Source organism: Falsiroseomonas sp. (genome assembly GCF_051859025.1).
Taxonomy (GTDB): Bacteria; Pseudomonadota; Alphaproteobacteria; order Acetobacterales; family Acetobacteraceae; genus Falsiroseomonas.
Window position 1 is genome coordinate 437,039 of the sequence record NZ_JBHYGL010000001.1, and the last position, 15,237, is coordinate 452,275.

A 15,237-nucleotide genomic window follows, 5' to 3' on the forward strand; every position below is an offset into this window, starting at 1 on the left:
GGCGCCTGAGGTCAGTATAGATGGCACGCCGCGAGATGGCCGGGCGCGATCGCCTTCGCCACGGGCGCCTGCTGCGAACAGATCGCCATCCGCGCGGGGCAGCGCGGGTGGAAGGCGCAGCCGGGGGGCGGTGCGACGGGGCTCGGGATCTCGCCCGGCGGCACGGCGGCGGCGCGGTGGTCGGGCACTCTCGCGCGCGGCACGGCGTCCAGCAGCATCCGCGTATAGGGATGGGCGGGGCGGCGCCAGATCTCGGCGCGCGGCGCCTGTTCCACGATGCGGCCGAGATACATCACGGCCACCCGGTCGCTCATATGCTTCACGACGGCCAGGTCATGCGCGATGAACAGGTAGGACAGGCCGTGCCGGTCCTTCAGCGCCCGCATCAGGTTCAGGATCTGCGCCTGGACGGAGACATCCAGCGCCGAGACCGGTTCATCCGCCACCAGCAGCTTCGCCTCCACCGCCAGCGCCCGGGCGATGCCGATGCGCTGGCGCTGGCCGCCGCTGAATTCATGCGGCCAGCGGGCGGCGTGGCTGGGGTCCAGCCCCACCTGCGCCAGCAGCGCGGCCACGCGCTCCCGCCGCTCCGCCGCCGTGGCGGGGGTGCGGTGGACGATCATCGGTTCCTCGATGATGTCCTGCACGCTGTAGCTGGGGTTGAGCGAGCCGGCGGGGTCCTGGAAGACCATCTGCATCTCCCGCCGCAGCGGGCGGAAATCCCGGGCCGGCAGGTCGAGCACGCTGCGGCCCCGGTATTCGACGCGCCCCGCCGTGGCGGGCACCAGGCGCAGCACCAGGCGGGCGGTGGTGGATTTGCCGCTGCCGCTTTCGCCGACCAGGCCGAAGGTCTCGCCCTCCGCGATCTCGAAGGACACATCCTCCACCGCGCGCAGCACGGGGCGCGGGGCGAACAGGCCGGGGCGGGCGACGCGGTAGTGCTTGGTCAGGCCCTCGGCCTTCAGCAGCGGCGTCACAGCGGGTGCCAGCAGCGGGCGGCGCGGCCCGGGCCGTGCGGCAGAAGGGGCGGGGCCTCCGCCAGGCAATGCTCCGTCGTGCGCGGGCAGCGGGCGGCGAAGGCGCAGCCCGGCGGCAGTGCGGCGAGGTCCGGCACCTGGCCGGGGATGGCGTGGAGGATGGCGTCCTCGTCATCCAGGTCGGGCATCGAATCCAGCAGGCCGCGCGTGTAGGGGTGGCGCGGGGCGGCGAACAGGTCCCGCACCGGCGCCGTCTCCACGATGCGGCCGGCATACATCACCGCGACCCGGTCCGCATTCTCCGCCACCACGCCGAGGTCATGGGTGATGAGCAGCACGGCGGTGCCGCGGCGGCGGCGGAGATCCTCGATCAGCGCCAGGATCTGCTTCTGGATCGTCACGTCCAGCGCGGTGGTCGGTTCATCCGCGATCAGCAGCGCGGGGTCGCAGGCGATGGCCATCGCGATCATCACGCGCTGGCACATGCCGCCCGATAATTCATGCGGATAGGCGCCGTAGCGCCTGGCGGGGTCGGAGAGCCCGACCTCCCCGAACAATTCGATGGCGCGGGCCTTGGCGGCGCGGCGATCGGCGCGGCCATGGGCGACCAGCGCCTCCGCCACCTGGCGGCCGACGGTGAGGACCGGATTCAGCGACGACATGGGTTCCTGGAACACCATGGCGAGCGCATCGCCGCGGAGCGCGCGCAGCGAAGCCGGGTCCATCGCGCGCAGGTCGCGGCCCTGGAAGGTGATCTCCCCCTCCACCCGCGCCGTGGCGGGGAGGAGGCCCATGAGTGCGAGGGAGGTGACGGATTTGCCGCAGCCGGATTCGCCCAGCAGGGCCAGGACCTCACCGCCCGCGATGTCGAAATCTACGCCATCCACGGCGCGGACCAGGCCGCGCCGGCTGGGAAAGGCGACGCGCAGCCCGCGCAGGGCGAGCAGCGGCGCGGTCATGCAGGCGGGTGGTTCAGCCGCCGCGCGGGCTGCGCGGACGGCCACGGCGGATCACCTGCGCACCACGCCCGCCCCGGCTTTCGGCGGCCAGGGCCAGGGTGGCGGAGGCATCGGCGGCCTCGGCTTCCTGCAGGGTTTCGGCCGGGGGCGCCGGGGGTTCGCCGGTCTCGCTCGGGCCCAGCAGGGGGGCGAGGGTGCCGTAGGTCTCGTAGAACCCACTCTGCGCGCGGCGCGCGAGGTGGGGCGCACCATCGATGCGGAAGATCCGCCGCTGCATGGTGAGGCGAGCCACCTGGTCTTCGGTGGCGGCGATGAAGGTGCAGCCGGCGGCGCGCGCCGCCCTGACCTGGTCCGGGGAGAGATCCATACCGACGGTCTAGCGCAACGGGGCGGGTTTGTCTGCGGGGTCCGGTTTCACGACAGGCGGCTCACAGCACCCAATCCGCCGGGGGAAGCAGGCGGGCGCTGGGCGCCGCGTCGTCATTCCCGATCAGGCCGGTGGCGGAGGCGGTCGTGATGACGAGGCCGGCGCTGGGGGCGGAGAGGCGGACGATGAAGGCTTCCGCCGCCTCCACCACCGTATCGCCCAGCACGTCGAGGGTGATGACCTTCCGCGCCTCGCCCTCCAGGAAGGTCACGCTGCCGGAGGGCAGGACCCGGCCCGCGAAATCCGCCGCCGTCGCGCGGTTGGTGCCGAGCGAGCCCGCGGCCCAGGAAACGCTCTGCTCCGCATCCAGCAGGCCGGTGCGGGTGATGGCGAAGGTGAAGGGCGTGGTGCCCGTATTGCCCTCGGCCTTGCTGGCGGAAAGGGCTGTGATGCCGACATTGGTGTCGTCGTTGAGGATCGTCGCCACCGCCTGCGCGGGAGAGAAGGTGACACCGGCGCTGGCGCCCGTCAGCTTGACGGCGAAGTTCTCGTCCCTTTCCGCCGTGGTGTCGCTGGCGACGTTGATGGTGATGGTGCGCGTGGTTTCGCCCGCCTCGAAGCGCACCGTGCCACGCGGCATGCTGCCGCCGGCGAAATTGGCGGCGGAGGCGGCGTTGCTGCCCGAATTGACGACAGACCAGTTGGCGGTCTGGACCGCATCCACATAGCCGGTGCGGGTCACGGTGAAGGTGAAGGGCGTGGTGCCGCCGGTGCCTTCCGCCGCGCTGCCGGTGGTGCTGGCGATGGACATCACCGTTTCGTCCCGCAGGATCGTGCCCTGCGCTTCCGCCTGGCCGATCAGCAGGCCGTTGGTGGGGCTGGAGAGGCGGACGGCGAAGGTTTCGTCCAGTTCGCGGCTGGAATCGCCGGCCACGTTGATGGTGATGGTCTGCCGCGTCTCGCCGACGGCGAACTCGACGACGCCGGAGGGCGCGACGCCGCCGACGAAGTCCGAGGCGCCGGTCCGGGAGGTGCCGACACCCGCGACCGACCAGGCGACGGATTGCGCGGTATCGGTGGCGCCGGTGCGCGTCACGTGGAAGGTGAAGGGAGTGCTGGCGCCGGGGTGTCCTTCCGTCCGCACCGCCTGGTGGGCGGTGATGGCGACGCCGCTGTCATCGGCCAGGATGATGCCGAGCGAACTCGCATCGTCGAGGGAATGGCTGGCCTCCGTCGTCGAGAGGTTCACGGTGAAGCGTTCCGCGCGTTCCACCACCCGGTCACCGGCGACGTTGACGGTGATGGTGCGGGAGGTTTCGCCGGCGGCGAAGGTCAGGGTGCCGCTTGGCAGGACCCCACCCGCGAAATCCGCCGCATCGGCCGGGACGGTGCCATTGCCGGCGACGGACCAGGCGACGGAAGCGGCTTCCGCCAGCAGGCCCGCGCGAGTGACGGTGAAAATGAAGGGCGTGGTGCCGGTATGGCCTTCGGCCCGCTGCACGCTGGCGGACTGGATGTCGAACCGGGTTTCGTCATTCAGGATGGTCGCGGTGGTGCTGGCCAGCACGGTCGATGTGCCGGGGGAGAGCAGCTGCACCCTGAAGCGTTCATCGCCCTCCCACTCCGTGTCGCCGGCGACGTTGATCGTGATCGTGCGGCTTGCCTCCCCGGCCGCGAGGGTGACGGTGCCGGAAAGGCTGGCGGCATCGAAATCCGCCTCATTCGTCGTGGACCCGGCATCCAGCGCGACGCGCCAGTCCAACTCCTGCTCCGTCGTGGCCGGCCCGGTGCGGGAGATGGTGAAGCTGAAGGGCGTCGTGCCGGCCTCGCCTTCCCGCACCGCGGCGGCATCCGCGACGATGCGGTAGGTGACATCGTCGTCGGTGATGATGGTGGTCGCGGTGCCGGTCTCGATCTGGACATTGGGATCATCGTTCGGGGCGAAGATCTCGACCGTGAGTGCTTCCGATGCTTCCGCTGTCCGGTCGCCGCGGACCGGCAGCGAGATCATCTTCAGGGAGTCGCCGGGGGCGAAGCGGAGCGTGCCGGAGAAGGTGCTGGTCCCGAAATCTGCCGCCGTCAGCGATCCATCGCCCGGGAAGACGACCCGCCACCCGACATCATGGGTGACCGCCGTGGCGCCTGACCGCGAAACGAGGAACTGGAAGTCCCATGTGCCGGACTGCCCCTCCGGCCTGGATTCGACGCCGGCGCCGATGCTGAAGGCCGCCGGCGTGTCGTCATTGGTGATGGTGCTGGAGGCGGCGGCGGTCGCAATCGCCAGGCCGCCGGACGGGTTGCTCAGCGTGACCGTGAAGCGATCATCGACTTCCGGCGTCAGGTCGCGCGCGACCTTGACCTCGATCGTCCGGGTCGTCTCGCCATCCGCGAAGGTGACGCGGCCGGAGGGCAGGACGCCGCCGACGAAATCGGCCGCATTCGCCGGCGCCGTGCCGCTGCCGGTCACGGCCCAGTCCACGGATTGCTGGCCCGATCCGCTGGACCGCGTGACCTGGAACAGGAAGGACGTTTCCGCGGCCGTGCCGCTGCCGGGCTGGCCTTCTACCAGGCTCGACTGGCTGGCGCTGATCGAAACCCCGGCTTCCCCATCCGTGATCAGGGTGGTGAAGCTTCCGGTGGATGTCCTGACGGCACCATCGGGCATGCCCGACAGCCTGATCTCGACGGTTTCGCTGCCTTCGATCCGGCCATCGAGGACCGGCCGCACCACGAACTGCTTCGAGGTCTCCCCGACCCCGAAGGTGATGGTGCCGGTCGGGAAAGCGCCGGTCGTGCCGAAATCGGCCGCGCTGGCGGCGCTGGACGATCCCGATGCGGCGGCCGTCCAGGTCAGCGTCACGGCTTCCGTGGCCAGGCTGCGGCGGACGGTGAAGACCGCGTCGGCGCCCTCGGTGATGGAGGCGGGCGGCGCGACGATCCGGTACCAGTTGTCGTCGTCCTGGATCGTGACGATGCCACTGGCGATGGACACGCCGCCACTGGTCGCCGCCAGGTCGATGCGGAAGGTCTCATCCGGTTCGACGGTGGTGTCGCCGCGGCGGGTCATGGTGATGAGGGCGGATCGCGAGCCGGCCGCGAAAGTCACGGTGCCGGAGGGGAAGGCGGTGCCGAAGAAATCGTCCAGGCCCGCGGGGTTCCCCCCCGTCGGGCTGACCGTCCAGTACCCGATCCAGGCTTGGTCCACTGGCCCGCTGCGCCTGACAAGGAACTGCGCCGTGATGGCCCCGCCGCCATCGCCTTCGGACGTGTTGGTGGAATCGATGGTGAAAGTGCCGCTCATCCGGGTTCAGCCTCTGCCTTGGTGCCGGGGATCGCGGGTGCAGGACGGTGAAGGCGCCCGGCGCGGCGCCGGGCGGACGGGACCCACGGTGGCGGGATGGGGCCCTGTCCAACCATGGCCGATGCACTGAACGAACCCGAACGTTACCGGCTCGTTATCGCATCATGGATGAATCGGCAACTCATTCAGTAATTGTTTGGCTCCTCTAAAACAACCTATCGGCGAGTTCCAGTGCCAGGCGCGTTGCCTCATTCTCCCGCTCCGCATTCCAGGCCAGCGCCACGCCGACGGCGTGGATGGGCCCTTCCAGGGCGCGGAAGGCGACGCCGGGCGGGCGCAGCCGGGCCATGCCGGCGCTGACCAGGGCCACGCCGAGGCCGGCGGCGACGAAGCCGAGTTGCGCCATGGCGGAGCCCACTTCGCGCGTCACGCGCGGCGCGAAGCCCGCGGCGTGGCAGGCGGCAACCATGGCATCGGAATAGGCGGGGCTGATGCCGCGCGGCAGGACCAGCATCGCCTCATCCGCCAGCGCCGCCAGCGGCAGGGGGCCTGTCTGGTTCGCGAGCGGATGTTCCTCCGGCAGCGCGGCCGCCAGCACATCCTGGCCCAGCGGGCGCAGCTTCACGGGATGGCGGTCGCGGTCCAGGCGCAACAGCGCGAGGTCGACCTCGCCACGGCGCAGCGCCTCCACCGCATCCGCCGTATCCATCTCCCGCACCGCGATGGCGGAGGCCGGGCGCGCGGCCTGCAGGCCACGGACGAGGGGCGGCAGGTAGTCGAACAGGGCGGAGGTGACGCAGGCCAGCGCCACCGGCGCGCTGCGCCCGGCGCGGAGGTCGCGGGCGAGCGATTCGATCTGCCCCGCATCCTGCGCCATGCGGCGCGCCAGCGGCAGCAGGGCCTCACCCTCCCGCGTCGGGCGCGCGCCCTTGCCGCTGCGTTCCAGCAGCCGCACGCCGAGTTCCTTCTCCAGCGCCTGGATCTGCGCGGTAAGCGGCGGCTGGGAGATGCCGAGCCGCGCGGCGGCGCGACCGAAATGCCCTTCCTCCGCCACCGCGAGAAAATGGCCGAGCCGTCTGACGAGGCGAAAATCCATGGGCGCTGCGGTCCATCCGATACGGAAAGGCTATCGCGCCACGACGCCAATCGGAATGGACGATCACGCAAAGCGGGTCCAAAACGTCGCGTCACTATCCGAAGCAAATGGGGAACGCTGATGAAGCTGCATCCGGTGAAGGTCCACCCGTCCAAGGCGCTGCTGAAGCGCGAGGACCAGCTGGCCTGGAAGATGGCCGGCGTGGCCGTGGACAAGGTTGCCGTCCAGAAGGACGTGCAGGCGATGATCATCAACCGGGTCATCGACAACGCCTCCGTCGCCATCGCCGCGATCAACCGCCGGCCGGTCGTCTCCGCCCGCGGCATGGCGCTGGGTCACGCCAAGAAGGCGGGCGGCGCGACCGTGTTCGGCGTGAAGTCCGGCACCACCGTCAGCCCGGAATGGGCGGCATGGGCGAACGGCACGGCGGTGCGTGAGCTGGACATGCACGACACCTTCCTGGCGGCCGACTACTCCCACCCCGGCGACAACATCCCGCCGATGCTGGCGGTGGCGCAGGCCATGGGGAAGTCGGGCAAGGACCTGCTGCGCGGCCTGGCCACGGCCTATGAACTGCACATCAACCTGGTGCGTGCGATCTGCCTGCATGAGCACAAGGTGGACCACATCGCCCATCTCTGCCCCGCCGCGGCCGCCGGCATCGGCACCATGCTCGGCCTGAAGCAGGAGGTGGTGTTCCAGTCCATCCAGCAGGCGCTGCACACCAGCGTGTCCTTCCGCCAGTCCCGCAAGGGCGAGATCAGCAGCTGGAAGGCCTATGCCCCCGCCCATGCCGGCAAGCTGGCGATCGAGGCGGTGGACCGCTGCATGCGCGGCGAAGGCGCGCCGAGCCCGATCTACGAAGGCGAGGATTCCGTCATTGCCTGGGTGCTCTCCGGCCGCACGCAGGCCGACAGCAAGGGCCGCAAGACGGTCTATGACCCCACCTACTACGAGGTCCCGCTGCCCGAGGCCGGCGAGCCCAAGCGCGCCATCCTGGACAGCTACACGAAGGAGCACAGCGCCGAGTACCAGTCCCAGGCGCTGATCGACCTGGCGTTCCGGATGCGCGAGCAGATCCAGGACATGGAGGCGATCGAGAAGATCATCATCCACACCAGCCACCACACCCACTACGTGATCGGGACTGGCGCCAACGACCCGCAGAAGATGGACCCGAAGGCGAGCCGGGAGACGCTCGATCACTCCATCATGTACATCTTCGCCGTCGCCCTGCAGGACGGGCGCTGGCACCATGTGGACAGCTACGCGCCAAAGCGCGCCGGCCGTGCCGATACCGTCCGCCTGTGGCACAAGATCGAGACGACCGAGGACCCGGAGTGGACGCGCAAGTACCACTCCCGCGATCCGGAGGAGCTGTCCTTCGGCGGACGGGTCGAGATCCTGTTCAAGGACGGCACGAAGCTGGTTGATGAGCTCGGCGTGGCGAATGCCCACCCGAACGGCGCCCGCCCCTTCGCGCGGGACCAGTACATCAACAAGTTCCGCATCCTGACCGACGGCATCATCACGGTGCGGGAGCAGAACCGCTTCCTGGAGGCCGCGCAGAACCTGGCGAGCCTGCCGGCGGGCGAACTCTCGGCGCTGAACGTGGCGCTGCCGGCGGGCACGCTGCTGGACGCCAAGCCCGGGATCTTCTGAGACGCGTCTTGTCTGATCGTTAACGAGTACCCGCATCCGCGGGCGGAACCCCGCGTTCCGCCCGCGATGCGGCAAGGGGAGTGAAGCCATGAGTGAAGCCACACCGACCCTCTACAAGGGCCTGGTCGGCGTCTATGCCGACGTCTCCAGCGTCTCCAAGGTGATGCCGGAGACGAACAGCCTGACCTATCGCGGCTATGCCGTGCAGGACCTCTGCGAGGAGAGCAACTTCGAGGAGGTGGCCTACCTGCTGTGGAACGGCGAACTGCCGAACGCGCAGCAGCTGGCGGCCTTCCAGGCGGAGGAGCGGGCGAACCGCGCCCTGTCCCCCGCCATGCTGCGGGTGCTGCGGGAGATTCCGAAGGACGCGCACCCGATGGACGCGATCCGTACCGCCGTGTCCTTCATGGGGGCGGAGGATCCGGAGGCGGCCGATGTGTCGGACGCCGCGCAGCGGCGGAAGGCGATGCGCCTGCTGGCCAAGCTGCCGACGGCGGTGGCGGCGACCAACCGCCTGTCCAAGGGGCTGGAGCCGATCGCGCCGGACGCGTCGCTCCCGTTCTGTGAGAACTTCTTCCACCTGGTCTTCGGCAAGGTGCCGGCGAAGGAGGTCATCAAGTCCTTCGACGTCTCGATGATCCTCTACGCGGAGCACACCTTCAACGCCTCCACCTTCACGGCGCGGACCGTCACCTCCACCGGGGCGGACATCCACGGCGCGATCGCGGCCGGCATCGCGGCGCTCAAGGGCCCGCTGCATGGCGGCGCGAATGAGGCGGTGATGCACATGCTGACGGAGATCGGCAGCCCGGAGGCGGCGGAGAACTGGCTGGACGGGAAGTTCGACCACAAGGCGCTGGTGATGGGCTTCGGCCACCGCGTCTACAAGAACGGTGACAGCCGCGTGCCCACGATGACCAAATACGCCGAGAAGATGGCGGAGGTGGTCGGCGACCGGCGGTGGATGGAGACCAGCCGCGTGCTGGCCGCGAAGATGATGCGGGTGAAGAACATCCACCCGAACCTCGATTTCCCCGCGGGGCCTGCCTACTACCTCATGGGCTTCGACATCCCGATGTTCACGCCGATCTTCGTGTGCTCCCGCATCACGGGCTGGGCTGCACATGTGTTCGAACAGGCGGCCGACAACCGGCTGATCCGCCCGCTGTCGCACTACACCGGCGTCGAGCAGCGGCCGGTGAAGCCGATCGGCGAACGCTGATCGACGACGCCGCGCGGCATGATCGCGCGGCGTCTTCCGATGCGGAGAAGCGGCAACGCGACCGTCTCTCCGCATCGATGAACGGCATCCGTCGCTGCCTTCGGATGCGTCGCTCCGCACGTCACTGCACATGCGATGCACATCGCTGCACGTCGTTCGTGCGTTTTCGTTTGACAGGCAGGTTGCACACACGGATAGCGTGACGATGCACGCATCGCTTGACGCGATTCGCGTGAGCGTCGGCGCCGAGGCGGCTTCATCCTCGCGGCGACGACGCCACGCAGAACACACGGGCGGTGCAGCGCAGCAGGAAGGATCGGTCCATGGACCGCAGGCTCGTGGAGCAGGGGATCGTGCACAGCACGCCATGTTCCGCACCGCTGAACAGCGCCATCGCGGCGCGGGCGACCAGCGCCATCGTGGCGCAGGCCGTTGGCGGGAGAGAAGCCGGTAGGGGCGCGACGCGGCGTGATGCCGCGGACAACGCGCCCCGAACCGGCGCCGGCGGAAGCGGGACGGCGGCTGCACCGGGATGGCGCGATACGGGATCCGCGCCGACCAGGAGCCGCACGGTTCGAACTGCCTTCGCGGGCACGACACGGCGCAAGCCGCGCGGACCCATCACCGCCGGAACACCATCACCGGAAAAAGATCGGAGATCCTGACCATCATGACCGACACCACCGTGACCACCGAGACCGAGACCGAGACCGAGGTCGCAGCCCCGCGCGCCCAGGCGATGGCAATGGCCGCCGCGAAGAAGACGGCGAAGAAGCCCGCCGCGAAGAAGCCGGCTGCCAAGAAGGCCGCCCCCAAGGCAGCAGCGAAGAAGGCCGCTACCAAGAAGCCGGCTGCCAAGAAGGCCGCGCCAAAGAAGGCTGCCGTGAAGAAGGCCGCGCCGAAGAAGGCCGCGCCGAAGAAGGCTGCCGCGAAGAAGGCCGCGCCGAAGAAGGCCGCCGTGAAGAAGGCCGCGCCGAAGAAGGCCGCCGCCAAGAAGCCGGCCGCCAAGAAGGCCGCGCCCAAGAAGGCCGCCGCCAAGAAGCCCGCCGCCAAGAAGGCCGCCGCGCCGAAGAAGGCCGTCGCCAAGAAGCCGGCCGCCAAGAAGGCTGCCGTGAAGAAGGCCGCGCCGAAGAAGGCCGCTGCCCCCAAGGCCGCCCCGAAGGCCGCGGCGAAGAAGGCTGCTGCCCCCTCCGCGCGCAGCGAAGCCGCGAAGAAGGCCGCTGCCACGCGCGCCGCGAAGAAGGCCGCTGCCGCCGCCGCCCCGGCCCCTGCCACGACGCCGGAATCCGCTTCCTAATACGCCTGCCGATCCCGGCGAGGGGGCGTCGTCCGCATCACGCGGGCGGCGCCCTTTTCGCGTTTGGAGGCCTGACGTGACGATCACCATCGCACCCCTGCCGCGCGACCAGCGGCATCGTCTGGCGCCGCTGCTGGCGCTGTACGCGGCCGAGATGCGCGCCGTGCTGAACGGGGCGGAGACAGCGTCGCCGGAAGCGCAGGCCGCCCTGCTGGCCAGCCACCCGGCGGCGGAGGTGCTGCTGGCGGAGGAGGACGGGAAGGCGATGGGCTTCGCCATCCTCTTCGACCTGCCGGAGGTCGTCTTCGCCCGGCGCTGCGGCAACCTCGATGACCTGTTTGTCCGGCCGGAGGCGCGTGGCCGCGGCATCGCCCGCGCGCTGATTGCCGCCGCCGTGCGGGAAGGGGAGGCGCGGGGCTGGAGCCACCTGCGCTGGATCGTGCCGGAAGGCGATGCGGCCGCGATCGCGCTGTATGAACGCATCGCGGAACGCACGGATTGGCGGAGCTACGTGATCAGGATCGATCCCGCGGCGTCGCTATAGCGGCTAACCGAAAGTGTTCAGCAGGTCATCAACCTGCGCGGCGGTCAGGCTCCGCACGCCGGGCACATCCCGCAGCAGCAGCGCGAGGCGCGCGGCTTCCTCCAACTCCTCCGCCGCATTCACCGCCTCCACCAGGGAGGCACCGCTGACGACAGGGCCGTGGTTGGCCAGCAGCAGGGCCTTGGCGGCCAGCGCGGCCTGGTGGACGTCACCCTCCATCGCCGCGTCGCCGGGGCGGTAGTAGGGCACGCAGGGCAGGCGGCGGCCGATGCGCATGACGAAGTAGGGCGTCAGCGGCGGGATCTCGGCTTCACCGCCCTCCGGCGCGATGCAGGAGATGGCGGTGGCATAGGTGGAGTGCAGGTGCACCACCGCGCCCGCCTCCGGCCGCGCGGTCAGCACGGCGCGGTGCAGGAAGACCTCCTTGGACGGCTTGTCGCCGCCGATGTGCCGCCATTCGGCATCGAGCCGACTGATCCGCGCGGGGTCGAGCCGGCCGAGGGAGGAGTTCGTCGGCGTCATCAGGTAGCCATCGGGCAGGCGGACGCTGATGTTGCCCGCGGTGCCGACGGAATAGCCGCGATCGAAAAGAGACTTCGCGAGTTCCGCCAACTGAATCCGCAGCGCGCCCTCAGACATGATCGAACGCCTTCAGGAAGAAATCGCGGCCGCCGAAATTGCCGGATTTCAGCGCCAGGTGGATGCCGATGGGGGCCGCGAAGGTCCAGGGCACGCCCGGGTCGATCTCCTGCCCGATGCGCAGCGTCGTGACGCCGAGGCGGGAGACGACGGCGCCGGAGGTCTCGCCCCCCGCCACCACCAGCCGCTTCACGCCACGCGCCACCAGGCCCTCCGCCACGGCGGAAAGCGCGTGTTCCACCAGCGCGCCCGCGGCATCGCGGCCGAGCCTGGCCTGGAGGGCGGCGACCTGTTCCGGCGGCGCGGAGGCAGCGATGACGATGGGGCGCGTGGCATCGAGCTTGCCGTCCGCCCAGGCCAGCGCCTGTGCCGCCAGCGCGGCAGGGTCGGGCGTAGCCAGCGCGTCGAGTTCGAGCACCGGCGCGTGATCCCGCGCGAAGCCGATCTGCCCGAGCGTGGCGCGGGAACAACTGCCGGCGATGACGGCGCAGAGGCCACCGGCGGCGGGCAGATCGGCGGCGTCCGGGCGTTCCGGCAGCAGGCCCTTGGCACGGAAATTCGCGGGCAGGCCCATGGCGACGCCCGATCCGCCGGTGATCAGCGCGTGGCTCGCCGCGGCTTCCCCGATCGCCATCAGATGCTGGTCGCTGGTGGCGTCAACGATCGCGTAGCGGCGGCCGCCCTCGGCGAGCCGCGTCATCGCCTGGCGGATCGCGGTCGCGCCCTGGTCCACGACGGCGAAGGGGACGAGGCCGACCGAGCCCTCCGTCTGGCGCGACAGCACGCGCACCAGGTTGGCGTCCTTCATCGGCGTCAGCGGGTGGTTCTCCATCCCGCTGTCGTTCAGCAGATGCGCGCCGACGAACAGATGGCCCTGGTAGATGCTGCGGTTGTTGGCGGGGAAGGCGGGGCAGGCAAGGGCGAAGCCGGCACCGAGCCGCTTCAGCAGCGCATCCGCGACGGGGCCGATATTGCCTTCATCCGTGCTGTCGAAGGTCGAGCAGTATTTGAAGAATAGCTGCTTCGCGCCGGCGGCCAGCAGCGCATCGGCCGCCGCCAGGCTTTCGGCGATGGCGTCGCGCGCGGGCGTGGTGCGGGATTTCAGCGCGACGACGATGGCATCGGCTTCCGGGAGCGGGCCGGTGGGAACGCCGATGACCTGCACCGTCGCCATGCCGTTGCGCACGAGCATGGAGGCGAGGTCGGTCGCGCCGGTGAAGTCATCGGCAATGCAGCCGAGGAGGAGGGGCATCGCTTAACCCTTTTCAGGCGGCAGGCAGAGGATGTCGGTGTGACCGACGCGGACGGAAAGGCGCAGCAGCCCGGCCTGGGCGCGGCGATCCACCATCCAGTCCAGCAGCTTCGCGCGGTCGCGGCGTTCGTGGTCCATCGCGGCACGGGCGTGGCCATCCGCGATCTCGGCGGCCATGGCGGCATCGCGGCGTGTGATCACCCAATCGCTCGGCGCACGGTGCACGGTGTAGCCATGCGCCTCGAAGGCCGCGGCGATCACGGCGGGTGCGCGGGCGCCAAGCGCGGTGCCGCCGAAGCCCTTGTCCCGCAGTTGGTCGCGCGCGAAGCCGCGGGCCACCAGCGCATCGCCGGGGTGGGAGGGCATGAAGCGCTCCCGCCCCGTCACGTTCAGCGCGGCATAGAAGGGCAGGCGGTGCTCGGCACAGCCATCCGCGATGCGCTGCACCCATTCCTCCGACACCAGGTCGCAGAGCGCGGTGTTCACGACCGCGTCCATCTGATCGAGCGGCAGGTTGTCCGGTGCCTCCCGCAAATCGGCGACCAGCGCCTCCACGCGCCAGGCGCCCTGCGGGGAATGCACCAGCAGCGTCTTGCGACCGGGCCAGGTGACGGTCCAATCGGCTTCGAGGGCGCGGCCGGCAATCGTCTCGAACGCGCGGCCCACCAGTTCGGGATCGGCGTCCACCAGCGTCCAGGCCTGGGCGCGGCCGATGAAATGGGCCATCCAGCGCAGCAGCGAACCTGTGCCGGCGCCGAGGTCGAGGATGCGCGGGCGGGCGGGCAGGGCGGCGGCGAGTTGCTGCGCCAACGCCACATTGCGCGCGGCGGCGTCATAGGGCTCCCGCAGGTCGAGCCAATCGCCGTCGAAGGTTTCGGTCATCAGTGCGCTGCCTTCCCGATCTCATCGATGAAGGCGCTGGCGCGGTCCTCCCATCGCGGCAGGCGCTGGCCTGCCTCCCACGCCGCTTCCGCCATCTCCGCCCGCAATTCGGTGTCGAAGATCGGGCGGCGCATCGCCTTGCCGAGGGAGACGACATCGCCGGGGGGTGAGATGATTCCGGCGCCCACGGGCACGACCTCCGCGATCGCGCCGCCGGCGGTGATGGCAACGGGGATGCCGCGGGCCAGAGCCTCGGCGGCCGCCATGCCGTAGCCTTCCCAATGGGTGGCGAGGGCGAAGAGGTCGGCGCGCGCCCAGAGCGGCGCCATGTCGGCGACTTCGCCGGCGAAGGTCACGCGCTGGGCGATGCCCAACTCCTCGGCCAGCGCGACCAGGCCATCGGCATGCACCTTGTCGCGCGCGCCGCCGGCGATGGTCAGCGTCCAGTCGAGGTCCGGCAGCGTGCCGAGTGCGCGCAGCAGCACGTCATGCCCCTTGCGCGGGATCAGCGTGCCGATGGCGAGGATGGCGCAGCCGGGCTCGCCGGAGCCGCTGCCGCGCGCTGCGGGATCGGTGCCGGGTTCCACCACGCCGATGCGCGCGGGGTCCGCGCCGAATTCCGGCGCGAGGCGACGGGCGGTGAGGTTGCTGGTCGCGACCAGGCGGCCGAGGCGCGGAAAGATCGCCTGTTCCGCTGTTCGCAGCGCATCGCGCACGGGCCCGGGGTTGCCGTGTTCCAGCGCTGTCGGGTGGTGGATGAGGCCAACGGCGCCGCGACGCGCCAGCTCATCTAGCAGCGGCTCGAAGGCCGGCAGGCCGAGGCCGTCGATCACGATGCGCGCATCCGCTGGCACCTGCGCCAGCGCGGCGCGCGCGCTGTCCCGGGCGACGTCATCCGGCAGCGGATGCTGGCCGGTGAGTTCATGCAGCGTGACATCGTGCCCCAGCGCGCGCAGGCCCTCGATCAGCCGGCGGTCATAGCCGTAGCCGCCGGAGATCGCGGTGATGGGGCCGGGAACGAGGAAGGCAATCTGCATGG

General features: G+C 70.4%; 14 protein-coding genes. 4 read left to right on the plus strand and 10 right to left on the minus strand.

The window, feature by feature from the left end:
- Window positions 1-11 precede the first annotated feature (11 nt).
- The 5 genes from ACTIE5_RS02200 to ACTIE5_RS02220 form a co-directional block, all read right to left on the minus strand.
- Window positions 12-977, minus strand: coding sequence for an ABC transporter ATP-binding protein (locus tag ACTIE5_RS02200; protein WP_439548057.1), 966 nt, complete (start codon window positions 975-977; stop codon window positions 12-14).
- Window positions 974-1,936 carry an ABC transporter ATP-binding protein gene (locus ACTIE5_RS02205; protein ID WP_439548058.1) on the minus strand — a complete coding sequence of 321 codons (963 nt, stop codon included), beginning with the start codon at window positions 1,934-1,936 and terminating at the stop codon, window positions 974-976. Before ACTIE5_RS02205 ends, ACTIE5_RS02200 begins: the two co-directional genes overlap by 4 nt.
- 13 nt (window positions 1,937-1,949) lie before the next feature.
- Window positions 1,950-2,303: a hypothetical protein gene (locus ACTIE5_RS02210; RefSeq protein ID WP_439548059.1), complete on the minus strand. Its 354-nt coding sequence runs from the start codon at window positions 2,301-2,303 to the stop codon at window positions 1,950-1,952.
- Between the two features lie 61 nt (window positions 2,304-2,364).
- Entirely contained in the window at window positions 2,365-5,604 is a 3,240-nt protein-coding gene (locus tag ACTIE5_RS02215; RefSeq protein ID WP_439548060.1) for a Calx-beta domain-containing protein, read from the minus strand.
- A gap of 205 nt (window positions 5,605-5,809) precedes the next feature.
- A complete protein-coding gene (locus tag ACTIE5_RS02220; RefSeq protein WP_439548061.1) occupies window positions 5,810-6,700 on the minus strand; it encodes a LysR family transcriptional regulator in 891 nt (296 codons plus the stop codon).
- 120 nt (window positions 6,701-6,820) lie between these two features.
- Here ACTIE5_RS02220 and ACTIE5_RS02225 point away from each other — a divergent pair, with 120 nt between their 5' ends.
- Window positions 6,821-8,362: an MmgE/PrpD family protein gene (locus tag ACTIE5_RS02225; RefSeq protein WP_439548062.1), complete on the plus strand. Its 1,542-nt coding sequence runs from the start codon at window positions 6,821-6,823 to the stop codon at window positions 8,360-8,362.
- A gap of 88 nt (window positions 8,363-8,450) precedes the next feature.
- Complete coding sequence (locus tag ACTIE5_RS02230; protein WP_439548063.1) at window positions 8,451-9,584, plus strand: bifunctional 2-methylcitrate synthase/citrate synthase; 1,134 nt, start codon at window positions 8,451-8,453, stop codon at window positions 9,582-9,584.
- 256 nt (window positions 9,585-9,840) lie between these two features.
- On the opposite strand, the gene ACTIE5_RS02235 is transcribed toward ACTIE5_RS02230, so the two are convergent.
- Window positions 9,841-10,002, minus strand: a complete 162-nt coding sequence (locus tag ACTIE5_RS02235; protein ID WP_439548064.1) for a hypothetical protein — start codon at window positions 10,000-10,002, stop codon at window positions 9,841-9,843.
- A 252-nt stretch (window positions 10,003-10,254) separates the two neighbouring features.
- Here ACTIE5_RS02235 and ACTIE5_RS02240 point away from each other — a divergent pair, with 252 nt between their 5' ends.
- The gene (locus ACTIE5_RS02240; RefSeq protein ID WP_439548065.1) at window positions 10,255-10,881 is read left to right on the plus strand and encodes a histone H1-like repetitive region-containing protein; all 627 of its coding nucleotides are present in this window, start codon (window positions 10,255-10,257) and stop codon (window positions 10,879-10,881) included.
- Between the two features lie 76 nt (window positions 10,882-10,957).
- The gene (locus ACTIE5_RS02245; protein WP_439548066.1) at window positions 10,958-11,425 is read left to right on the plus strand and encodes a GNAT family N-acetyltransferase; all 468 of its coding nucleotides are present in this window, start codon (window positions 10,958-10,960) and stop codon (window positions 11,423-11,425) included.
- Between the two features lie 3 nt (window positions 11,426-11,428).
- Here the strand turns inward: ACTIE5_RS02245 and otnC are convergent, their stop codons facing one another.
- From otnC to ACTIE5_RS02265, 4 genes are read right to left on the minus strand one after another with little or no spacing between them, the layout of a single operon-like run.
- Window positions 11,429-12,064, minus strand: a complete 636-nt coding sequence (gene otnC, locus ACTIE5_RS02250; protein WP_439548067.1) for a 3-oxo-tetronate 4-phosphate decarboxylase — start codon at window positions 12,062-12,064, stop codon at window positions 11,429-11,431.
- Window positions 12,057-13,316 (minus strand): 3-oxo-tetronate kinase, encoded by a 1,260-nt coding sequence (otnK, locus tag ACTIE5_RS02255; protein ID WP_439548068.1) that lies wholly within the window; start codon window positions 13,314-13,316, stop codon window positions 12,057-12,059. Before otnK ends, otnC begins: the two co-directional genes overlap by 8 nt.
- A 3-nt stretch (window positions 13,317-13,319) precedes the next feature.
- Complete coding sequence (locus ACTIE5_RS02260) at window positions 13,320-14,198, minus strand: class I SAM-dependent methyltransferase (RefSeq protein WP_439548069.1); 879 nt, start codon at window positions 14,196-14,198, stop codon at window positions 13,320-13,322.
- Window positions 14,198-15,235, minus strand: a complete 1,038-nt coding sequence (locus ACTIE5_RS02265; protein WP_439548070.1) for a glycosyltransferase family 4 protein — start codon at window positions 15,233-15,235, stop codon at window positions 14,198-14,200. The genes ACTIE5_RS02260 and ACTIE5_RS02265 overlap by 1 nt, the downstream gene beginning before the upstream one ends.
- Window positions 15,236-15,237: the final 2 nt, after the last annotated feature.